This is a genomic window from Massilia antarctica (genome assembly GCF_015689335.1).
Lineage (GTDB): Bacteria > Pseudomonadota > Gammaproteobacteria > Burkholderiales > Burkholderiaceae_D > Telluria_A > Telluria_A antarctica.
In genome coordinates, this window is sequence record NZ_CP065053.1 from 1,251,991 (window position 1) to 1,273,610 (window position 21,620).

Consider the following 21,620-nt stretch of genomic DNA (forward strand, 5'->3'; position numbering starts at 1 on the left):
ACGCATGGTCGACATATCCCCGGGATGTATCCTGCGCGCGCACGCGGCCCTGGCAGCGCTGCTGGCCGCCTTGCCGCTAACGGCTGGCGCCGCGCCGCGCTTCGCGGATTACCCTGCCCCCGCCATCTATCAGGGCCGCGGCGCACAGCCGCTGCTGGCGGACGCGCACAGCCGCAATTACGCGACCCGCCTGCGTGACGCCGCTACCGAGAAACCGGACTTCGCCGGCCGCTATGTGCTGGCCACCTGGGGCTGCGGCGCGTCGTGCACGATGTCCGCCGCCATCGACGCCAAAACGGGGGCGGTCACCTGGCTGCCCTTCACCGTGTGCTGCTGGGATGCGGACGTCGACGACCATCTGGAATACAAACTTCACAGCCGCCTGCTCATCGTTCACGGAGCCCGTAACGAACAAGGCGGCGGCACCCACTACTACCAGTTCAACGGCAAACGGTTTGCAGAGATCCGCCAGCCGCCACGCCATGCCCCTCACCCACCCGGAGACCACCAATGACACAACTTCACCGCATCACCAGGATCAGTGCCGCCCTGCTCACCATGTCGCTCACCTTGGCAAGCGCCAACGCCGCCGTCGACCCGGCCGGTGCGAGCGTACGCGCCACGCTGAAGAATTCCCAGCTGATCGTGATCGACCTGACCCCGCACGACGGCAAGGCCGCAGGCTACACCTTCGCCGCGTCCGCCCAGTCCAGCAATGTGTCGGCCAGTATCGACATGATCGGCACCGCCTGGGACCAGCGCAGGGACGTACCAAACCTCAACGGCAGCAACGCCAATGCCTACCTGTACCACACCGGCGCGAACGTCAACGCCAGCACCGGTACGTGGGGAAAAGCGAACAGCGAGATCTACGCCGATGGCGACCAGCTCGGCAACGCCCGCGTTACCGGCAACGCCAACCAGATGATCGGCCTGAGCGTGGCTGCCCACACGCGCCTGATCTACAGCGGCCTTGCCGAGCTCCGGATCAGCGAGTGGTATCAAAGCGCCGAGAACCGCACTTTCAGCAGCGCGGCCGTTACCGTGGGTTTTAACGGCACCTACCAGTCGGTAGACTTCCAAAGCGGCCAATTTACCGGGACCTATGGCACCCGCAGCCAGGATTTTTCGCTCTTCTTCGATAACAACACCGAGGCCGCCAGGACGATCTATATGTCCGTCAGCACCGCGACCAACGTCGACTACTACACCACGACGCCGGTGCCGGAGCCGGAGACTTACGCCATGCTGGGACTGGGCGCGCTGGTGGTGGGGGCTGCGGCGCGCCGTCGACGCCGCCAGGCCAGCGCCGCCTGAGCTGAACTCTAGCGCTGCCCGAGCGTGGTCGGGCCGAACAGGTCCTTGTACTCGCGCGGCTGCGAGCGCCAGTACTGGGGTGGCGCTTCCACCTGGGCGCCCAGCTGCGCGGCGGCATGCCATGGCCAGCGCGGATCGAACAGCATCGCGCGCGCCAGCGCCACCACGTCGGCGTCGCCGCACGCGACGATGTCTTCGGCCTGCCGGGCCTCGGTGATCATGCCCACGCCGATGGTCGGCATGCCGGTCTCCTCGCGGATGCGCGCCGCAAAGCCGATCTGGTAGGACGGCCCCACCGGAATTTTCTGCAGCGGCGAAATGCCGCCGCTCGACACATGAATGAAGTCGGCGCCGGCGGCGCTGAGCTCCTGCGAAAAGCGCAGGCTCTGTTCCACATCCCATCCGCCATCGACCCAGTCGGTGGCCGAAATGCGCACGCCCACCGCCATCGATGCCGGCACCGCCGCGCGCACGGCCGCGAACACTTCCAGCGGAAAGCGCATGCGGTTTTCCAGCGCGCCGCCGTACTGGTCGCCGCGCTGGTTCGACAACGGCGACAAAAATTGATGCAGCAGATAGCCGTGCGCCGCGTGCAGTTCGATCGCGTCCAGGCCAAGCGCATGGCTGCGTCGGGCCGCCGCCACAAACGCGTCGCGCACGCGCGCCAGGCCGTCGTCGTCGAGCTCCAGAGGCACCGTCTCGCCGTCCGCATGCGGCAGCGGCGATGGCGCCACCGTCTGCCAGCCACCGTCACCGATGGCGATATTCGTGCCGCCTTCCCACGGCACCATGGAGGACGCCTTGCGGCCCGCGTGCGCGAGCTGGATGGCGAGCCGGATCGGCGCGTAGCGGCGCATGGCGGCCACGATGGGCGCCAGTGCGGCGGCATGGTCGTCGGACCAGATGCCAAGGTCTTTGGGAGAAATGCGTCCTTCGGGCGACACCGCGGTCGCCTCCAGGAACAGCAGGGCCGCCCCGGACAAGGCCAGGTGGCCCAGATGGATCATGTGCCAGTCGCTGGCCATGCCTTCGTCGGCGCTGTATTGGCACATCGGCGCGATCGCGATGCGGTTGGCCAGGGTCAGCGGCCCCATGCTGAAAGGTGTGAACAAGGTACTCATGAACTGCCCTGTGACGTTTATGCAAAAAACGATACGGGGCAAGCCATGTCGGCTAACTCTTCCGCACCACCATTAATCCGGCGCGCAGACCGACGCGCACATCCGGGTTGGGGAATACTACCAGCTCCTCCGGATGTTTGACGGCGTACACGATGTCGCCATCGGTGGCGATGACCTGGCCCTGCCCGAGCGCGGTGAAGTTCTGCGTGCTGCGGTCGAACGCCATCGTAAAAGCATCGCTATGCTTGATGATCTCCTGCGCCACGGCGAACACGTGCGGTTCGACTTTCGGCCCGGCCGGACTGGCGCCGCGCAGCAGGTCGTCGAGCGCGGTGCCGACGTCGGCGAACAGACTCAGATCGTTCTGTCCCAGGGTACCGACCCGGCCCAGCTCCACGGTGCTTGCCGCCGCACCGTGAAACTCGGCCGAATAATAGCTGTACGTCCCCGCCGACTGCGGATTCATGACAATGGCGCCGATGGCGGCCTGGCCCAGCCAGGCGATCAGCGCGCACTTGCCCTCTTCCGCGATCAGGTCCGGCACGATCGCGAACGTCGGATACACCGACGGCCGGATCGCCGTATGCAGGTCGAGGTGCCAGCGATCCGGCCCGGCCCCCTCGAAGAACGCCACCGTGGCGGCGATCATGGTGTCGGCGCGCGCCGCTTCCGCAGCACTGGCGAGCGAACCGCGCGCAGGACGGAACATCCGGTTCAGGTCCGCATCGATGAAGCGCTTGCCGGCGGCGATGGCATCGATATTGCCGACGCAAACCATCAAGTCCACCGCCAGCGAATCCGGTCCCTGCGACAGTGCATCGAGCACGTAGGCCAGCACTTCGATCGGACCGGTTTCGTCGCCATGCACGCCGACCGAGACGACCACGCTGGCGCAGGCGGGCGCCTTGCCGGACTTGATCGTCACGATGCCGGGCGCCGGCTGCAGCACCTTGAAACCGGCATCAAGGAAGCGCTTGGCCAGCACGCCGAAATCGGCGCCGGCCAGCGCCCGCACGGCGGCGGGAAGCGCTTGCGCGCCCCCTTCCGTTGCCGTTGGTGGAACGTAGGCGGTCATTTACGCCGCCACCGGCGCCGCGTTGGTCGCCTCGGACAAGGCCCACACGTCCAGCATCGCCTGTTCCAGGTCGACCGCCGGCGCGTAACCCGACAGGCCCATCGTGTTGGTCACCACTTCAACCGCTTCGAGGGTGTCGCTGCCATCGCTGGAACGGGCCAGCACTTGCTGCAACAGGCGTTGCTGGGTGCGGCGCAGTGCCTGCATCGCGTAGTTGCGCAGCTGCTCCTGCGACTTGCTGTGCGGCGCGAGCTTGAGGCCGCGTTCCAGGGTATCGATGCCGGCCTGGCCGCGCAGTGCCATCCCCACCTGCAGGAATTGGGCGAGGCTCATGCCCGTCGGACGGTTGACCGACACCGCAGCGAACAGGAAGGTGGCCACGGCTTCGATCGCGTCGACCGCTTTCCAGGCTTGCGTGAACGAGGCAGGCAGGGACACGAAAGCGTCGGCATCGGCGGTTGCCGGCATCAGCTGCTTGAGCATGTCCGGCTGGGCGAACAGGCGTGACAGTTCTTCCATGCCGCCCGCGGCGCCTGGTGCCGACAGCACGCCTTCGACGATGGCCTTGAACAGCACGCGGGTGCGCGCATCGACCTTGACCGAGACGGCGCGCGGCACGCTCAAGGCATCCGCATCGAGGGCGGCGAAGATCGGCGCCAGGTGCAGCGCGGACCACGACTGGCCCCAGGCCTTGACCACTTCGGTCTCGTCGACCTGGTGGGCGCTAGCGAGGTCGCGGATCATCAGCGGGCCGCAGCGGTTGACCGATTCATTGGCCAGCACGGTCGCCAGGATCGCATTGGCCAGCGGGTGCGCCAGCGCGTTACGGGTGGCGACCAGCTGCGCCGGGAAGTAAGGCTTGAGCACCGATTCGGCCCAGCTCAGTTCCGTCAGCGGCAGCGCGGCCAGCAGGCGCTTGAAGCGGTTCTTGACGTTGGCGATCACCACCGCCAGTTCCGGCGCGGTCAATCCTGCGCCCAGCGCTTTGCGGCGTTGCAGTTCGGCGTCCGTCGGCAACTGTTCCAGTTCGCGCGAAAGCGCACCTTCGGCTTCGAGGCTGGTGATCAGCGCGGCGTAACCGTCGACCACCGCAGGGTCCACCTGGGCCTGCACTTCGCGCACCAGCAGGTGGGTTTGCAGGGAGTTATCGCGCAGGACCAGGTCTTCGATGTCCAGGGTCATCTCGTTCAGGATGCGGTTGCGGTCAGCTTCCGGCAGTTCACCGGCATTGACTTCCGTGTCGAGCCAGATCTTGACGTTCACTTCATGGTCCGAGCAATCCACGCCGGCCGAGTTGTCGATCGCATCGGTGAAGATGCGGCCACCGGCCAGGGCGAATTCGATACGGCCGTTCTGGGTCGCACCCAGGTTGCCGCCTTCGGACACCACCTTGCAGCGCAGCTGGTTGCCGTCGACGCGGATATTGTCGTTGGCGCGGTCCTTGACCTGGGCATGGGTTTCGGTCGATGCCTTGATGTAGGTACCGATGCCGCCGTTGTAGAACAGGTCCACCGGCGCGAGCAGGATGCGGTGCATCAGTTCTTCAGGCGGCAGCACGGTTTCGGCGATATCGAGCGCGGCGCGCACTTGCGGCGAGAGCTCGATCGAACGGGCGTTGCGCGGGAACACGCCGCCGCCCGCCGAAATCAGGTCCTTGTTGTAGTCTTCCCACGACGAGCGTGGCAGCGCGAACATGCGCTCGCGCTCGGCGAACGAGGTGACGACGTCCGGAGTCGGATCGAGGAAAATGTGGCGATGGTCGAACGCGGCCAGCACTTTCAGTTGGCGCGACAGCAGCACGCCGTTACCGAACACGTCGCCCGACATGTCGCCCACACCGACCATGGTGATCGGGGTGGTGTTCATATCGTGGTCCATCTCGTAGAAGTGGCGCTTGACCGCTTCGAACGCGCCCTTGGCGGTGATGCCCATTTTCTTGTGGTCGTAACCGTTCGAGCCGCCCGACGCGAATGCGTCGCCCAGCCAGAAGCCGCGCTTGACCGCGATGCTGTTGGCGATGTCCGAAAAAGTAGCGGTGCCCTTGTCGGCGGCCACCACCAGGTACGGATCGTCCTGGTCGTAGCGTACCGTGTCGCTTGGGGGCACGATGGCGCCGCGCACGCGGTTGTCGGTCACTTCCAGCAGGCTGGAAATGAACAGGCGGTAGACTGCTTCGCCTTCAGCGGCGATGGTTTCGCGCACGGCATCCTTCGGCATCTGCTTGCAGACAAAACCGCCCTTGGAACCGGCCGGCACGATGACCGCGTTCTTGACCATCTGCGCCTTGACCAGGCCGAGGACTTCGGTGCGGTAGTCTTCCATGCGGTCCGACCAGCGCAAACCGCCGCGGGCCACCGGGCCGCCGCGCAGGTGCACGCCTTCGAAGCGGCGCGAGAACACGAAAATCTCGCGGTAAGGACGCGGTTCCGGTACCAGCGCCAGGCTGCTGGTGTCGAACTTGAAGATGATCTTGTCGCCTTGCTGATCGTTCTGGAAGTAGTTGGTACGCACGGTGGCCAGGATCAGGTCGACCAGGGCGGCGACGATTTCCTCGGTGTCGGCGTGGTTGACGGCGGCCAGGCGCGTCTTGATGGCGGCGATGCGCTCGGCCGCGGCCAGGCGCTGTTCTTCGGGCACGGATGGATCGAAGCGCTGCAGGAAGCCTTCGACCAGTTCCTTGACCAGCACCGGCTGGCGGCGCAGGGTGTCGGCCATGTAGCGCAGCGAGAATTTGCTGCCGGTCTGGCGCCAGTAGCTGATGTAGGCGCGGATCAGCTGCACTTCGCGCATGCGCAAGCCGCCTTCGATCACCAGGCCGTTCATGCGGCCGTCTTCGGCTTCGTTGTTGAACAGCGAGGCAAACAATTCCTGCGCCACTGTCACGACGTTCGGCTTGGCCAGCTTGGCCGCGCTTTCGGCGTCGACCGCCAGGCTGGTGACGAAATGGCGGCTGCCATCGGCAACGGCGATCGCGTACGTCTGTTCGCGGTCGATGGCAACGCCCGCGTTATGCAGCGCCGGCAGGATGCGCGACAGCGACGGCACGCCGTCCACCGAGTACAGGCGGATGGTGGCGCTGCCGGCGTCGTCGGACTCCACACGCACCGACACGCGGCCGGCGTGGCCGTCGTGCAGGATGGCGTTCAGGTCGCGGAAGGCGACGGCCGGCGCGGTGGCGCTGACGTAGTTGACCGGCAAGGTGGAGCAAAGCTTGCGCAGGGTGCTGCGGGTCGGCACATCGAACACGTTGTCGGTCAGGGCGGCGAACTTGTCGTGCCAGCCGTCGAGCACCGACAGGAGCGGCTGCTGGATATCGGTTTCGAGGTCGAGCGGATTGCGCGCGGCGTGGGCGATCAGGTACACGCGGGCCAGCGGGCCGTCGGCCACCAGGGTTTGCGAACGCACGTCGGTCGCGCCCGAGCTTTCTTTCAACGCGTGGGCCAGGCTGGCGGCGACGCTGGCGCTGTAACGCTCGCGCGGCATGTAGACCAGCACATTGAGGTGGCGCGCGTAGACGTCGCGGCGCGCGAACACCTTGGCGCGCGGCTGCTTGTACAGCGACACGACCGAGCTGCACACCTGCGACAGCCATTCCGGATCGGCTTCCAGCGCTTCGGTGCGCGGCAGCGATTCGAGGATTTCGAGGAATTTCTCGGCGCGGAAGCCTTCCTGGCGCACGCCGGCCAGGCTCAGGACCTTGGCCACGCGGCCGCGCGCGAACGGCAGGCGCGCCAGCGGGGTGGCGGTGGCGGCGCGGGTGAACAGGCCGACGAAGCAATGCTCGCCACGGATATTGCCCTGCGCGTCGGTGTCGCGCACGCCGATGAAGTCGAGCGGCTGGTCGCGGTGCAAGGTGCCTTCGACGTCGGCCTTGACGATCGACAGCGCATCTAGCCGCTTGGACAGGGTATCGAAGTCGCCCGGGATGTTGGCCAGGCAGGTGCCGTAGACCGGGTGCGAGGTATCCTGCAGCACGCCGATGCGGCTCGGGATATCGCGTTCGAGTTCGCGCTCGCCGGCCTTGACGACGTAGTAAGCGTAGCCGAACGGCTCGAAGCCTTCGTTCTTGGCCCACTCGAGGAAGGCAGCGACTTCCTGGCCTTCGGTGCCGTTGGCGGCGGCTGCCGCGGCCACGGCGGTCAGGCGGTCGCCCATCGCGACGGAATCGCGGCGCACCACGGCGGCGTCGCGCGCCACCATCTGCAGCTTGGCGACCAATGCGGCCAGTTCGTCGGCGCCCAGGTCTTCGGCCAGCAGGCACAGGACCACGGATTCGAGCGGTGCGCCGGCTTCGCCGACGGCGACGGCGGTGCCATTGGCATCGCGGCGCACGGCCAGTACGGAATTCATCACGCCGTTGACGGCCACGCGCTGCTTGCGCATCGCCATGACGATCGAATCGACCAGGTAAGGCATGTCGTCGTTGAGGATCAGCAGGGCGGTCGCTTGCGCGCCGCGGCCGTCGGAGTAGCGCAGCTGTGCGATCTGGCAGCCGGCGGCGGTGCGCCGGGCCGCTTGCGTAAAGCCGTCGCGCAGGACCGGCGCCAGGCTGTCCGGCGACGTGCCCGCGAGGTCTTCGTCGTCGAGCGAGCCGAGCCAGGCGGTGATCAGGGCCGACACCTGGCCGCCGTCGGCGGAAGGCTGGCTCGCATTGATCAGGTCCAGCGTCTGTTTACGCAAATCTTGTGGCATCTGTTTCATCGTTGCTTCTCCGTTGCTTGGTTTGTATTCCATCGGTCCGGCGCCAGCTCATGGCGGCGTGTTCGCGATTTGCAGGTAGGCGGGTTTACCCGCCCAAATAGGGGGCACCGTCCGGCTGGCGGTATTCTACGTCAGGTCGTACAGGCCGGGCAGTCCCAGGATGCGGCTCAATTCCTCCAGCGCGGCGCTGCATTCGAGCGCCAGCTGGGGGTCGGCCAGGTCTTTCGGTTCGAGGTGGTCGCGGTAGTATTTACCTACCCACGCGACCAGGGTGTCGTACAGCGCCTCGGTCATGATCACGCCCTGGTGCATGGCCGCGATTTCCGCCCCGGTGAGCGCCACGCGCAGGCGCAGGCAGGCAGGGCCGCCGCCGTTGCGCATGCTCTGGCGCAGGTCGAAGTGAATCAGCTCGTCGACCGGGCCGCCGCTGGCGACCAGTTCTTCGAGATAGCGCGCCACGGCACGGTTTTCCTGGCATTCCTGGGGAATGACCAGCGCCATCGTGCCGTCAGGCTTGGTGAGCAGCTGGCTGTTGAACAGGTAGCTGGCTACCGCGTCGCCCACCGCCACCACCTGGCTGTCCACGCGGATCGCGGTCAGCTCGGCCTCGACACACGCCAGCGCATTCCTGAGCGAGTTCAATACCGCGCCCTCGTCGTGGAAGGCTTGCTCGTGATAGAACAGCACATTGCCGTTACCGACCGCGATGACGTCGTTGTGGAACACGCCCTGGTCGATCACGTCCGGGTTCTGCGAGGCGAACACGGTGCGCGCCGAGTCCAGTCCGTGCAGGCGCGCGATGGCTTGCGACGCTTCCAGGGTTTGGCGGGCCGGGTACTTTTTAGGCGCCGGCGCGGACGGATCGAATTCGACACGGCCATAGGTGAAGAACTCGACGCCCTTGCCGCCGTGAGTGGCGCAAAAACGCGTGTGGTTGGCCGCGCCTTCGTCGCCAAAGGCCGACGTTGGCGGTAGCGCTTCGTGCACGGCGAAATGGCGCTCGTCGGCAAACAGCGCGCGCAGGGTGCGGGTCGATTGCAGATGCTCTTCCGAGCGGTGCAGCTTGTTATTCAGGTTGGCCGCCGTGAAGTGCGCGCGGCCATCGAAGGTGTCCGCCGACGGGCTGACCGTGGCCGCGTTGGCGGTCCACATGGGCGAGGCCGAGTAGGCGCAGGCCAGGATGACGGGCGACTCGCGGTAGGCACGCGCCAGCACGTCGGCGTCGGTGCCGGTAAAACCGATGCGGCGCAGCAGGCGGAAGTTGGGACGCGCCTGCGGCGGCATGACCGCCTGTGCAAAGCCGCGCGCGGCCAGTTCGCGCATCTTGGCCAGGCCTTGCAGGGCCGCCTCGCGCGGGTTCGACGCGCTCTTCACATTGCTGAAAGAGGCGACGTTGCCGAACGACAGACCGGCGTAGTTATGGCTCGGCCCGACCAGGCCATCGAAGTTGAATTCGCGTGCGCTCTGCATGGTGGATCCTAGAAAGTGAGGCCGGGCGACAGCTTGGCCGGCATGTCAAGTTCGCTCGTTTCGATCGAAGCGACCGGGTAGGCGCAATAGTCGGCCGCGTAGTAGGCGCTCGGGCGATGATTGCCCGACTTGCCCACGCCGCCGAACGGCGCGCTGCTGGCGGCGCCCGTGGTCGGGCGGTTCCAGTTGACGATGCCGGCGCGTGCCTGCACCGAGAACTGCTTCCACAGCGCTTCGTCGTTCGACAGCAGCGCAGCGGCCAGGCCGAATTCGGTGGCGTTGGCGACCTTGACGGCGCTGGCGAAATCCTTGACGCGGATGATTTGCAGCAGCGGGCCAAACCACTCTTCGTCCGCAATGCCGGTGGCGTTGGTGACGTCGACGATGCCGGCCGTGACAAAACCGGCGTTCGGGTCGAGCTGCTTCATTTGCAGCAGTACGGTACCGCCCTTGGCGGCCATGTCGGCCTGCGCCTGCACCAGGCGCGCCGCCACGGCGCTCGATACAACAGGCCCCATGAACGGTTGCGGTTCGGCGTTGGACGCGCCCACGGTCAGGGTGGATGCGACTTCAACCAGGCGTTTCACGAATGCTTCGCCGGCCGGGCTATCCTGCACCACCAGGCGGCGCGCGCAGGTGCAGCGCTGGCCGGCCGAGATAAACGCCGACATCACGGCGTGATGCACGGCGGCGTCGACATCCTTGACGTCCCACACCACCAGCGGATTGTTACCGCCCATTTCCAGCGCCAGCATCTTGCCCGGCTGGCCGCCGAACTGCTTGTGCAGCGCCACGCCGGTCTGGCAGCTTCCGGTAAAGAGCACGCCGTCGAGGCCCGCATCCTGGCCCAGCGCGACGCCGGTATTGCGCCCGCCGTTGACCAGGTTGATCACGCCGGCAGGCACGCCGGCCTGCTGCCACAGCTGCACGGTTTTAATCGCCGTGCGCGGCGCGTACTCGCTCGGCTTGAACACCACCGTGTTACCGGCGATGAGGGCCGGGACGATATGCCCGTTCGGCAGGTGGCCGGGGAAGTTATACGGCCCGAACACGCCGAACACGCCATGCGGGCGGTGACGCAGCACGGCATTGCCGTCGGCGACCTTGGCCGCCACTTCGCCGGTGCGCGCGCCGTAGGCCTGCACCGAGATATCGACCTTGTTGGCCATGGTGGCCACTTCGGTACGGGCTTCCCACAGCGGCTTGCCGACTTCTTCGGAAATGGTTTGCGCCAGGTCCTCGGCATTGGCCTTGAGCAGGTCGCGGAAGCGGCCGCACAGGGCGATGCGTTCATAGAGCGGGGTCAATGCCCAGGCGTCGAAAGCGGCACGCGCGGCCTGCACGGCGCGCGCCACGTCGTCGGCGGTGGACTCCAGGCTGCGCCAGGTCTGCTTGCCGGTGGACGGGTCGATGGTGACAAGTTCAGCACCGCTGCCGGCCAGCCACTCGCCGTTGACGAAGTTACTTACTACGTTACTCGAATCAGACATGGACATTTTTCCTTACATTGAGTGACAGCGTGCGAACCGTGTCGCCGCCTTGGCAATGCAGCAGCGCCTGTTCGTCCGGGGTCAGGGCGAGCTTGCCCGAGACCGGATTGGCGTGTGCGACGATCATGCGAAAATCATTGAGCTTGGTGTTCGAGACCAGCAGCGGGTCGGTGTCCGTCGGGGTGGCGCCGGCATCGACCGTGGCCACCGTGCTGTCGCGCATGGCGCGCAGTTCCGACACCCGCGCCTGCAGCACCGGGCCGGCGTCGAAAATGTCGACGTAGCCTTCGAAGTGCATGCCTTCCTGCTCCAGCAGGCGGCGCGCGGGGGCGGTCGACAGGTGCACCTTGCCGATCACTTCCTGGGCCGATTCGGGCAGGTAGGCTACATACAGCGGCTGGCGCGGCATCAGTTCGGCGATGAAGGACTTCTTGCCCATCGCCGTCAGATGGTCGACATGGTTGAAATCCATCTTGAAGAAGTGGCGCCCCAGGCCCTCGTAAAACGGCGAGCTGCCGTCTTCCGCCTGGTAGCCGCGCATTTCGGCGATCAGCTTGGCCGTAAACAGGTGCGGGAACTGGGCGATGAACAGGAAGCGGCTTTTAGAGAGCCACTTGCCGTTGTTCCCGCTGCGGTAATCCGGATGCAGGAACAGCGAACACAGTTCGGTGGCGCCGGTCAGGTCGTTCGACAGGTACAAGGTGTCCATGCGCGTGAACACATCGAGTTCGCGGCTGGAGTGGACCAGGGTGCCGATGCGGTAGTTATAGAACGGCTCGTCCAGTCCGACCGCGCCCTTGATCGCGCACACGCCGGCCAGGCGCCCGCTGGTGGTGTCTTCCATCACGAACATGTAGTCGCGCTGTTCGGGCGGGATGGTTTCGGCGAAGGAAGCCACGGCCACCGACACGCGGTCGCCCAGCATCTTGCGGTCGGGTTTGAGCGTCGTCATGCCGCTGCCGACCTGGCGCGCCAGGTCGATCAGGGCATCCAGATCGGAAGAGTGAATTGCGCGTACAACTAGCATAGGGTTCTCTTTCAGATTCTGACGCAAATAACGTTATCGCCCGGGGCCACCATCAGCGCATCCTGCGCGTCCTGCGGCAGGAAGACGGTATCGCCGCTGTCGGCCGACGGGCACGAGACGGTGATGGCGCGGAAGTTCTGCTCGTTGCTGGCGGCGACCGCATACGTCACCGGCGGCTCGGACGACATGCCCGCTTCGAGCAGGGCCACGCGGCGCGGCATCGAACCGGCAAAGGTGCGCAGCGCGTTCTTGTGGGCTTGCAGGATCGGGCCGCCGTCGAAAATGTCGACGTAATCGTCGGCCTCGAAGCCTTCCTCGGTCAGCAGGTTGAACGCGAGTTCGCCGTCGCCGTGGATCTGGCCCATGGCCGCCTGGGCGTCGCCCGGCAGCAGCGGCACGTAGACCGGATAGTGCGGCATCAGTTCGACGATGAGGGTGCGGTTGCGCGCGCCGCCGATGACCCGTTCGGCCTCGAGGAAATCCATCTTGAAGAATTTGCGGCCCAGCGCTTCCCAAAACGGCGACTGGCCATTCTTGTCGGTGACGCCGGCCAGCGGCACGAAGAAGCGGTCGCCGAAGCGGTGCGGCGCGAGCACCGCGAACAGCAGGCGCGCGCGCGACAGCAGGGCCGCTTCCAGGCCCGCCGAACCGCGGTTGGTGACGTAAAAGCCGGACAGCTGGGAGTACGCGGTCAGTTCCGAGCAGAGCGTCAGCGCATGCACGCTGTGGCTGATATTGAGGTCGCGCGAGACCTGCTGAATGACGTCGTTACGGAACGAAAAATAGGTGCCGTTGGACCCGGCCGACGCGAAGATCGCGGCGGTGCCGACGATGGCGCGGGTGGCCTGCTGTTCGAGCACGAAGAGGTACGACTCCTCGCTCGGGATGTCGACATGGGCGGCGAAGGAAGCGATCGAACGTTCGACCGAGGCCGCGATTTTCTCTCGCGTCTTCGGCAAGGTATGCACGCCCGGCATCGTCACTGCTGCCAACGTTTCGAGGGCGTCGATATCCGACAGTTCAACCGGACGGACAACAAACATGTGAATTCCCTTTATAGGCAAAGCGTGCCGCGGCCGGCCGCGGCGAGTGCCGGGCCGGCCGTGTCCAACTGATTACTTGGCGGGAGCCGCGTTGAGCATGCCGTCGACGGCGGCGCGCAGGATGCGGTCGGCCTCGGCGATCTGTTCGTCGCTGACGATCAGCGCTGGCGCGAAGCGCACCACGTCGGTGCCGGCGATGAGCAGCATCAGGCCGAGCGCTTCACAGGCCTTGGTGATGTCCTTGGCGCGGCCCTTGAACGCTTCCGCCACCGGCAGGCCGATGAGCAAGCCGCTGCCGCGCACTTCGCCGAACACTTGCGGGTAGTCGGCGGCGAGCTTGCGCAGGTTGGCGAAGATCTTGTCCGACGCTTCTTTTACACGCGCCAGGAAGGCGGGCTGGTTGATCGTTTCGATCACGTTCAGCGCCACGGTGGCGGCCAGCGGATTGCCGCCGTAGGTGGTGCCGTGCGAACCGACGCCGAAATGGGCCGCGATCTCGTGGGTGGTCAGCATGGCGCCGATCGGGTAGCCGTTGCCGAGCGCCTTGGCGCTGGTCAGGATGTCCGGCGTGACGCCCTTGTCCATGTACGCGTACAGGGCGCCGGTGCGGCCCACGCCGGATTGCACTTCGTCGAAAATGAGCAGGGCGCCGGTTTTGTCGCACAGTGCGCGCAGCTCTTTCAGGTAGGCCGGGTCGCCTGGAATGACGCCGCCTTCGCCCTGGATCGGCTCGACGATGACAGCGCACACGTCGTCGCCGATGGCGGCGCGGGCCGCTTCGATATCGTTGTACGGAATGTGGTTGATCTCTTGCGGCAGCGGCTCGAAGCCTTCGGTGTATTTCGGCTGGCCGCCGACCGACACGGTAAACAGGGTGCGGCCATGGAACGACGACAGGCAGGAAATGATGCGCGACTTGTGCGGGCCGAATTTGGTGTGGGCGTACTTACGCGCCAGCTTCAGGGCGCCTTCGTTCGCTTCCGCGCCGGAGTTGCAGAAGAAAGCGCGGTCGGCGAAGGTGGCTTCGGTCAGGGCCAGGGCCAGGCGCAGGACAGGCTCGTTGGTGTAGCCGTTGCCGAGGTGCCAGACGTTGTTGAGCTGAGCGGTCAGGGCGGCGACCAGGGTCGGATTGCAATGACCGAGGCTGGAGACGGCGATGCCGGAGGTGAAATCGAGGTAATGCTTGCCGTTCTGGTCCCACAGATCGAGGCCGGCGGCGCGCACGGGCACCATCGCGGCGGGCGCGTAAGTGGGGACGAGGACGTCGTCGAAGGTTTGTCTGGTCACCGGCCGCGTGGTTGCACCCGTTTCAAGCTTTGCGTTCATGGCATTCCTCATCCAATGTTAGTAGGGCGTACCAGGGCAAAGGCGCTGGGCACGTCGGACCATTATAAGAACAGCAGCCCCAAACATCTTTTGAATACGCGACAAGCATTTTCATTTTTGCTCGTCGCCAAAACTTGCTTAACCGGGGTCAGACCCCGATGAAGCAAGCTCACAACCGGGGTCTGACCTCTGATTAGAAATTAATTGCCAAAAAGCTGACAAAAGTGGCGCCCTGCGCGCCCAGTAACGGTGCAGCTACGAAGATACGCGCCCAACGTTGCCGTTTCAGAGGCGCGATCTGTGGATGGTGTGCAATTATTGCTAATCAGAGGTCAGACCCCGGTGTTGCGGTGTTGGCTTCAGGCAGGCGGGGCGGCGAGCTTGCGCTGGCGTTCTTCGCGCGGGGTGTTGCCGAACAGGGCGCCGAAGGCGGTCGAGAAGTGCGAGCCGCTCGAAAAGCCACACATCAGTCCCACCTGGACAATCGAGTAGTGGGTGTCGAGCAGTAACTGGCGCGCGCGCTGCAGCCTCAGCTCCAGGTAGTAGCGCGACGGCAGGCTGCCCAGGTATTGCTTGAACAGCCGCTCCAGCTGGCGCCGCGATATCCCCACCAGATTGGCAATGTCGTCCGTCGACAGCGGTTCTTCGATGTTCGCTTCCATCAGGGTCACCGCTTCCGTCAGCTTGGGCTGCAAGGCGCCGAATCGCGCCTGCAAAGCCACCCGCTGCCGCTCTTCCTTGCCGCGCACGCGGTCGATGCACAGCGTTTCCTTGATGCGCGCCTGGACTCCCGCACCGAAAATGATCTCGACCAGGTTCAGCGCGAAGTCGATGCTGGCCGCGCCGCCGCAGCAGGTCAGACGGTTGTCGTCGATCTCGAACAGGTTCGGGGTAAACACGGCGCGGTCGGCTACCGTGTCGACCTCGGCATACAGCGCCCACGGCAGCGCCGTACGCACGCCGTTGAGCACGCCCGCGTCGGCCAGCCACAGCACCCCTGCCCCGACCCCGCCCCAGAATGGCGCGGCGCGGCAGCGCTCGATCAGGATGCGGCTGTTGGCCGGTTTCAGCGAGGCTTGCGCTTCGTCCGCCACCAGCAGCACCAGATGCCAGTGGCGCTGGGCGTCGGCGGCAAATTTGTCGGGACTGCGCACGTCCACGTGCAAGCGCTCGGGACCGAGAATCTTGGCTGCCAGGCGCAGCGGCTGGAACAGGCCGGCCCAGGTCAGCGAATCGGGTTCGCCGGCGTTGATGAGGAGCACGCGCAGCGGTGTTTCTTGCGCCAGGCGGGCGAGTTTGGCTAGTGGCATCGAACGGGCATGGGTGCGTCTGCAAAGTGCGTCATGGCAAAAAAACGAGCGCCGGCATGGCGCCGCAACATTCCATTGGCTGACTATCATACCGGAGATCAACGAACCTGCCCGGACCCGGCCCGGCGCCCGCCACACAATCGGCCCCGCCGCGCGCTGTAGCAAATCAGCATCAGTGCGACGATAGCGGGGCCGCGCAGAGCGCATAAGCCCGCGCGCCGCCATCAAACCAGGCGTAGCCAGCTATAATCACGGCCTATGGGGGAACGTTATTTAAGGAGTGTGCGCTTGCTGGCCGAGTGCCTGCAGAGCTTTGAGCGCTTTTCGGGCGAATCCGTGCGCCAGTGCGGCTTGACGCATGCCCAGTTCGATATCATCGCCACGCTCGGCAATACGCAGGGCATGACGTACAAGGAACTGGGCGAGAAAACCTTGATCACCAAGGGCACCTTGACCGGCGTGATCGACCGCCTGGAACAGAAGGGCCTGGTTGCGCGCGAACGCAGCTGCGACGACAAGCGCTCGTTTTACGTACGCCTGACGGCCTGCGGCGAGGCGCTGTTCCAGGACGTGTTTCCCAAGGTGGTCGAACACGGCAGGCAATTGTTTTCGTCGTTCTCGGATACGGATTTCGATGGCATCGATGCCAGCTTGCACAAACTCAAGCAAGTCATCACCGACCATGCGGTTTGCCCCACATCACAACAACACAAGGAAGAAGATTGAAAACGACTCTGCTCGAAGGCAAAAAGCCCGCCCATTTTGACAAGCACATCATCGGCAACCTGCTGCTCAACGTGGCCACGCCGGACGAAGTGCGCCAGGAAAAAATGCTGATCGGCGTGCGCAACGAAGCCGGCGACATCTATCGCCTGATCGGTGCAACCAAGCTGAACAGCTTCATGAATGCGGTCGAGGAATTGTTCGACCTGGGCCTGGTCGATGAGTTGCAGGATACCGAAGCGACCCAGGATGGCTGCGACGCGATCTTCAGCGAGCCCTGATTGCCAGGCCGTGTCCGCCGGCCAGCCCCTTGACCGGGGCGCCCGGACGGCGCGTAGATTAATGCTTTAAAGCACGTTTTTACGACAAACACGGCTGGGTTATGGGAGTATAATTTTTTCATGGACAGACTCGAAGCGTACAAGAGCATCGCTGCTCAAGCAAGCCGGGGGGAACTGAGTTTCCCGACCAACGTCGACGCCACGCTCAAGCTGCAGCGCGCGCTGAGCGATCCCGACTGTCATGCCGATACGGCGGCCCGCCTGGTACAGGCCGAGCCGCTGCTGGCGGCGCGCACCGTGGCGATCGCCAATTCGGTCGCCTATAACCGTTCCGGCAATGAAGTCACGAATGTGCGCACGGCCGTGCAGCGGGTGGGCTTTCGCACCCTCAACGCGCTGGGCGCGGCGGTCATCGTGCGCCAGCTCGACAGCAAAATCACCGAACCTTCCCTGCGCGCCAAGGCCAACCAGCTGTGGCAGCACTCGGCCCACGTGGCGGCGCTGTCACAGGTGATCGCGCGGCGGGTGGCCCATCTCGACCCGGAAACGGCGATGTTCGCCGGCATCGTGCACGAGGTGGGCGGCTTTTACATGCTCTCGCGCGCGGACGAGTTTCCGGGCTTGTTCGAAGGCGAGCCGGACGACTGGATCGAACATGGGGAACAGATCATCGGCCGCTGCGTCCTGCAACGCCTGAGCGTGCCGGCGCCGGTCATGGCGGCCATCGAGGCGCTGTGGGTCGGCATGCGCGCGCTGCCGCCCGAAACCCTGGGCGACACCTTGCTGCTGGCCAACGACCTGGCACCGGTCCCCTCGCCCCTGTACGAACGCGCCGGCGCCACCTCGCGCCAGGCGGCGGCCACCATCGACTTCGTCATCGGCGATGGCACGCTCAACAGCATCCTGGAAGAATCGGCCGCCGAAGTGAGCAGCCTGACCTCGGCCCTGATGTAAGCTGGCGGCGCGGCGTCCTGCCGCGCCCTGTTTTCCCCGTGCAAGTTCTCAAGGGCTTCCGCCCAGGCAAAAAAATGCCCGCTGTATCAGAGCGGGCGAAGTCCAAAACTAGGGATGTCCTGAAAGAGACAGTTCCACTATAGCCCGCGCCATATTGCACTTCTGTGCGTGAACACACACAAGAAGAAAATTCCCCCTGGAAACTTTCCTTGTTTTGACAGAAAGCATGCCCGGCGGGGATGAAATCCGACAAAACTTTTCAAAAAGCTAATGCGACCAGTGACTTCATGAGCAAAACAAGCAGCAGCAAGAGCCGGGCAAGCGGAAAAACCACCCTGGCGACGGTGGCCGCGCATGCCGGCGTATCGGCCATGACCGCCTCGCGCGCGTTGAACCAGCCAGCGCTGGTATCGGTGGCGGTGCGCGAGCGGGTTGAACTGGCCGTCGCCGAACTCGGTTACGTGCCGAACCGCGCCGCGCGCGCGCTGGCCTCGGCGCAGTCGAACGTGATCGTGGTGCTGGTACCGTCGCTGTCGAATGCCGTGTTCACCGCCGTGCTGGAAGGCATCCAGGATGCGGCCGGGCCCGGCAATTACCAGCTTTTGATCGGCAACACCCGTTATTCCGATGCCGAGGAAGAAAAGCTGCTCGGCATTTATCTGCAATCGAACCCGGACGGGATTTTGCTCTCCAGCCTGAGCCACAGCGCGCGGATGACGCAGATGCTGGCCGCCTCGGGCGTGCCGGTGGTGTCGATGATGGACCTGGCCAGCGCGCCCGAGCAGTTCTCGGTCGGGTTTTCGCAGTTCGACGCGGGGCAGGCGATGACGCGCTATCTGATCGGGAAGGGCCATACCCGCATCGGTTTCATCGGCGCCCAGCTCGACGAACGCACCCTGCGCCGCGCCGATGGCTACCGCAAGGCGATGAGCGACGCGGGCCTGCTCGATGCGCGCCTGGAGCTGATGGTGGGCGAGCCGTCGACCATCGCGCTGGGGGCCGCTCTGCTGGGGCGGATGCTGGAGCAGGCGCCGGACTGCGATGCGGTTTTCTGCTGCAACGACGACCTGGCGCATGGCGCGATTTACCAGTGCCAGCGGCGCGGGATCGCAGTGCCGGGGCAGCTGGCGGTGTGCGGGTTTAACGATTTGCCTGCGTCGGAATGGATGACGCCATCGGTCACCACGATCGACACGCCGCGCTACAAAATCGGGTTCGAGGCGGCCAGCCTGCTGCGCGCGCTGATCAAGGGCGAAACGCCGCCGGTGACGCAGATCGACCTGGGGTTCACCTTGATGGCGCGCGAAAGCGCGTAGCTCTGTTGGCGCACCCGTCGTGCCCATTAACCCCGTCGTACCCATTAACCCCGTCGTACCCGCACAGGCGGGTACGACGGGTGATCGGGCAATCACGAACCGACGCTCAGGGCACAAATACATCCAGCCGATACTCCGCCCCCGCCACGATCCCGGTCATGCGCGCTTCCGGTAAAAATTTGCCCTCGTACCTGACCATCACGCCCTTCACATCCGCGCGCTCGACGTGCACGGCAAAGCGCGCCCCGCGAAACTCGCGCTCCACCTCCATGCGCTGCCACGCGGCGGGCATCTGCGGATTGATCGTCAGCCCATCCACATCCCCTTTCAGCCCGCACAAACCCTCGACAATGCTGCGGTACACCCACGACACCGTCCCGGTATTGAACAACTGGCTCGACCTGCCCGCCGTGCGCGGATACTCGCGGTGCGCGCCCCGGTAGTAATTGGGGATGAACACCGGCAGCTGCCCGCGCTGCAGATAATCGGCGTCGTCCGGCCCCGGAATCATCTGGCGCAACAGCATGTGGGCGCGCTCGGACTGGCCGATGCTGTACAAGCTGAAAATGTAGAAAATCGCCGCGTGGTTGTACACCGCCCCATTTTCCGCCGACCCGGGGTGCTTCTGCGTGACCCGCCCTACATCGTCGCGCATGGCGCTGTAGGGCGGCGCGAACATCGTCACGCCGTAGGGCGAATACAGCTGGCGCTCGACCTCGGCCAGCATGCTGGCAGTCTGCGCGCCGTCGGCCGCCCCGCTCAGGATAGCCCACGCCTGCGGATTGAGGTAGATGCGCCCTTGCGCATCCGTCCTCACGCCGAACTTCACGTCGTCATCCGTGATACCGCGCGCGAACCAGGCGCCGTCCCACAGGTGCGCATTAGCCGCCGCATTCAGCGCCGCCGCGCCGGCGCGGAAGTGCCGCGCCTGCCCGGCCTCGCCGCGTTGCTCGCACACGGCCGCCCACAGCGTGAGCGCGTACGCCGCCGCCACCGTCAGCCAGCCGGACACGCCGCGCCCCTTGTAGCCCACCATGTTCATCGGATCGCACCAGTCACCCTGCGCGATCAACGACAGGCCGCGATGGTCACGTTCGGCCAGCAGCCAGTCCATGGCGCGCCCCACCCGCGCAAACGCGCTCTCGCCGCGCCCCTGCGCATCGACCACGCTTTCATCGAGCATGGCGACATCGGCCGTCTCGTCGAGGTAAGCCTGCAAGCATACGGGCAGCCACACGCAATGGTCGGTGTGCGGCACCTGGTTGATGTACTTGAGCTCCGCGCCGGCCGCCAGCAGTATCCCGTCGGGCATGGCACCGGACGCTTCCTGCTGGCTGAGCGCATGCAGGAAGGCGGCGCGCATCACGGAAGGACGCACGAAGCTCATGCCCATATTGTCCTGCAGGTAGTTGCGCGTCTGCGGGTCGGTCGTGAGGCGGTTCACGTCGCCGTGGTAGAACACCTGGCGCGGCAGCCAGTGGTTGACGAAGTTATCCAGTTCCTTGTCGGGCGTGGAGATGCGCACGCAACCGCGTCCGCCGGCCACGTAAGCCTGCGCCTGGGCGGCGGCGCGGGCAAAGCCCTCTTCGCTCAGCCAGGCGCTGCGCAGGGACGCGATCTCGGCATCGTCGATGGCGGGGCCGAACAGGAAGCGGTGGGTGCTGGCCGCGCCGCCGGCCAGCGCCAGCTGGTATTGCACAACCGCGGCCGGCGTCTCGTAGCGCGCGTCGCCATTGGCCAGCGCGCCGCGCCGCAAGGCCGACGGATCATGCAGGCCACCCTCGCCTTCGAAGGCGCCCTGGTTGGCTTCCCACGAATCGGGCACCTGCTCGCACAGGAAGAAGGTCTTGTCCTTGAAGTCCTTGTTCTTGAAGTAGTCGGCCACCTTCTGGTACGGCGTGACGCTGCTGGCGACGATACCTCGCAGGTCGGCGCGGTACTCGGCCGACTGGTTCATCCACGACATGTACCCGATCGGGAAGTAGGGCGTCACACTGATCCTGCGCGGGCGGCCCGACAGGTTGGTAACCCGCAGCGACCACAGTTCGACCACCGCATCCGGCGCCAGGCAAAGACGCAGGTCGACGCCGATGCCGAGGTGTTCGACGTGCCACGCCAGGTCGCTCTGGCCGACCGAGAAGGCAAAGCGGTCCAGCGCCGCGCGTACCGGCTCGTAGGGGGCGGAAAACAGCTCGCCCGTGTCCTCATCCTTCACGTAAAAGAAGCGGCCCGGATGGTGCGCAAAATAGGCCTGCTCCGGCTGCATGAAGGACTTCGCTTCCATGTTCGGAGGATGCGCGTACTTGGCCGGTTCCGGCTGCATGAACTGGGCCACCGCGTAGCCGCGGCAGGTCACCTGGATCATCATCGTGCGGTTCCACAGGAAGCCGGCGGCGTGCGGCATCGCGGTCGGGCTGCTCAATTCGTAGCGGGCACCGTCGTCGGTGGGGCGTAGCATAAAACGTC

16 protein-coding genes are annotated in these 21,620 nt (G+C 65.4%); 6 read left to right on the forward strand and 10 right to left on the reverse strand.

Annotated elements, in window-relative coordinates; translation table 11 throughout:
* Positions 1-4 precede the first annotated feature (4 nt).
* Both IV454_RS05670 and IV454_RS05675 read left to right on the forward strand, forming a co-directional pair.
* Positions 5-514, forward strand: a complete 510-nt coding sequence (locus IV454_RS05670; protein ID WP_206090683.1) for a hypothetical protein — start codon at positions 5-7, stop codon at positions 512-514.
* Positions 511-1,317 carry a PEP-CTERM sorting domain-containing protein gene (locus IV454_RS05675; protein WP_206090684.1) on the forward strand — a complete coding sequence of 269 codons (807 nt, stop codon included), beginning with the start codon at positions 511-513 and terminating at the stop codon, positions 1,315-1,317. The genes IV454_RS05670 and IV454_RS05675 overlap by 4 nt, the downstream gene beginning before the upstream one ends.
* A gap of 8 nt (positions 1,318-1,325) precedes the next feature.
* On the opposite strand, the gene IV454_RS05680 is transcribed toward IV454_RS05675, so the two are convergent.
* The 9 genes from IV454_RS05680 to IV454_RS05720 all read right to left on the reverse strand — a co-directional run bounded on the left by IV454_RS05680 (position 1,326) and on the right by IV454_RS05720 (position 15,880).
* On the reverse strand, positions 1,326-2,438 hold the full coding sequence (locus tag IV454_RS05680) for an NADH:flavin oxidoreductase/NADH oxidase (RefSeq protein ID WP_206090685.1): 1,113 nt from the start codon (positions 2,436-2,438) through the stop codon (positions 1,326-1,328).
* A 52-nt stretch (positions 2,439-2,490) separates the two neighbouring features.
* Positions 2,491-3,513 carry a succinylglutamate desuccinylase gene (locus IV454_RS05685; protein ID WP_206090686.1) on the reverse strand — a complete coding sequence of 341 codons (1,023 nt, stop codon included), beginning with the start codon at positions 3,511-3,513 and terminating at the stop codon, positions 2,491-2,493.
* A complete protein-coding gene (locus IV454_RS05690) occupies positions 3,514-8,214 on the reverse strand; it encodes an NAD-glutamate dehydrogenase domain-containing protein (protein WP_206090687.1) in 4,701 nt (1,566 codons plus the stop codon). It abuts the gene before it with no gap.
* Positions 8,215-8,340: 126 nt separating this feature from the next.
* Positions 8,341-9,684, reverse strand: coding sequence for an N-succinylarginine dihydrolase (gene astB, locus IV454_RS05695; protein ID WP_206090688.1), 1,344 nt, complete (start codon positions 9,682-9,684; stop codon positions 8,341-8,343).
* An 8-nt stretch (positions 9,685-9,692) separates the two neighbouring features.
* Positions 9,693-11,174, reverse strand: coding sequence for a succinylglutamate-semialdehyde dehydrogenase (gene astD, locus IV454_RS05700; protein WP_370663772.1), 1,482 nt, complete (start codon positions 11,172-11,174; stop codon positions 9,693-9,695).
* The gene (gene astA / locus IV454_RS05705) at positions 11,167-12,201 is read right to left on the reverse strand and encodes an arginine N-succinyltransferase (protein ID WP_206090690.1); all 1,035 of its coding nucleotides are present in this window, start codon (positions 12,199-12,201) and stop codon (positions 11,167-11,169) included. The genes astD and astA overlap by 8 nt, the downstream gene beginning before the upstream one ends.
* An 11-nt stretch (positions 12,202-12,212) precedes the next feature.
* Positions 12,213-13,244, reverse strand: a complete 1,032-nt coding sequence (locus IV454_RS05710; RefSeq protein ID WP_206090691.1) for an arginine N-succinyltransferase — start codon at positions 13,242-13,244, stop codon at positions 12,213-12,215.
* Between the two features lie 72 nt (positions 13,245-13,316).
* Complete coding sequence (gene astC, locus IV454_RS05715; protein ID WP_206090692.1) at positions 13,317-14,570, reverse strand: acetylornithine/succinylornithine family transaminase; 1,254 nt, start codon at positions 14,568-14,570, stop codon at positions 13,317-13,319.
* Between the two features lie 359 nt (positions 14,571-14,929).
* Positions 14,930-15,880, reverse strand: coding sequence for a GlxA family transcriptional regulator (locus IV454_RS05720; RefSeq protein ID WP_054265063.1), 951 nt, complete (start codon positions 15,878-15,880; stop codon positions 14,930-14,932).
* Positions 15,881-16,138: 258 nt separating this feature from the next.
* Between IV454_RS05720 and IV454_RS05725 the strand changes: the two genes are divergently transcribed.
* The 4 genes from IV454_RS05725 to gntR all read left to right on the forward strand — a co-directional run bounded on the left by IV454_RS05725 (position 16,139) and on the right by gntR (position 19,154).
* Positions 16,139-16,606 (forward strand): MarR family winged helix-turn-helix transcriptional regulator, encoded by a 468-nt coding sequence (locus tag IV454_RS05725; protein WP_206090693.1) that lies wholly within the window; start codon positions 16,139-16,141, stop codon positions 16,604-16,606.
* The gene (locus IV454_RS05730; protein ID WP_206090694.1) at positions 16,603-16,884 is read left to right on the forward strand and encodes a hypothetical protein; all 282 of its coding nucleotides are present in this window, start codon (positions 16,603-16,605) and stop codon (positions 16,882-16,884) included. Before IV454_RS05725 ends, IV454_RS05730 begins: the two co-directional genes overlap by 4 nt.
* 120 nt (positions 16,885-17,004) lie before the next feature.
* Positions 17,005-17,838: an HDOD domain-containing protein gene (locus IV454_RS05735; protein ID WP_054265066.1), complete on the forward strand. Its 834-nt coding sequence runs from the start codon at positions 17,005-17,007 to the stop codon at positions 17,836-17,838.
* Between the two features lie 287 nt (positions 17,839-18,125).
* Complete coding sequence (gntR, locus tag IV454_RS05740) at positions 18,126-19,154, forward strand: HTH-type transcriptional regulator GntR (RefSeq protein WP_206090695.1); 1,029 nt, start codon at positions 18,126-18,128, stop codon at positions 19,152-19,154.
* Between the two features lie 106 nt (positions 19,155-19,260).
* Here gntR and IV454_RS05745 read toward each other — a convergent pair whose 3' ends face one another.
* Positions 19,261-21,612 (reverse strand): GH36-type glycosyl hydrolase domain-containing protein, encoded by a 2,352-nt coding sequence (locus IV454_RS05745; protein WP_206090696.1) that lies wholly within the window; start codon positions 21,610-21,612, stop codon positions 19,261-19,263.
* Between the last annotated feature and the right edge of the window lie 8 nt (positions 21,613-21,620).

Coding starts and splice junctions, on each gene's coding strand:
- IV454_RS05670 (WP_206090683.1), top strand. CDS start 5: ATGGTCGACATATCCCCGGGATGTATCCTGCGCGCGCACGCGGCCCTG.
- IV454_RS05675 (WP_206090684.1), top strand. CDS start 511: ATGACACAACTTCACCGCATCACCAGGATCAGTGCCGCCCTGCTCACC.
- IV454_RS05680 (WP_206090685.1), bottom strand. CDS start 2,438: ATGAGTACCTTGTTCACACCTTTCAGCATGGGGCCGCTGACCCTGGCC.
- IV454_RS05685 (WP_206090686.1), bottom strand. CDS start 3,513: ATGACCGCCTACGTTCCACCAACGGCAACGGAAGGGGGCGCGCAAGCG.
- IV454_RS05690 (WP_206090687.1), bottom strand. CDS start 8,214: ATGAAACAGATGCCACAAGATTTGCGTAAACAGACGCTGGACCTGATC.
- astB (WP_206090688.1), bottom strand. CDS start 9,684: ATGCAGAGCGCACGCGAATTCAACTTCGATGGCCTGGTCGGGCCGAGC.
- astD (WP_370663772.1), bottom strand. CDS start 11,174: ATGTCTGATTCGAGTAACGTAGTAAGTAACTTCGTCAACGGCGAGTGG.
- astA (WP_206090690.1), bottom strand. CDS start 12,201: ATGCTAGTTGTACGCGCAATTCACTCTTCCGATCTGGATGCCCTGATC.
- IV454_RS05710 (WP_206090691.1), bottom strand. CDS start 13,244: ATGTTTGTTGTCCGTCCGGTTGAACTGTCGGATATCGACGCCCTCGAA.
- astC (WP_206090692.1), bottom strand. CDS start 14,570: ATGAACGCAAAGCTTGAAACGGGTGCAACCACGCGGCCGGTGACCAGA.
- IV454_RS05720 (WP_054265063.1), bottom strand. CDS start 15,880: ATGCCACTAGCCAAACTCGCCCGCCTGGCGCAAGAAACACCGCTGCGC.
- IV454_RS05725 (WP_206090693.1), top strand. CDS start 16,139: ATGGGGGAACGTTATTTAAGGAGTGTGCGCTTGCTGGCCGAGTGCCTG.
- IV454_RS05735 (WP_054265066.1), top strand. CDS start 17,005: ATGGACAGACTCGAAGCGTACAAGAGCATCGCTGCTCAAGCAAGCCGG.
- gntR (WP_206090695.1), top strand. CDS start 18,126: ATGAGCAAAACAAGCAGCAGCAAGAGCCGGGCAAGCGGAAAAACCACC.
- IV454_RS05745 (WP_206090696.1), bottom strand. CDS start 21,612: ATGCTACGCCCCACCGACGACGGTGCCCGCTACGAATTGAGCAGCCCG.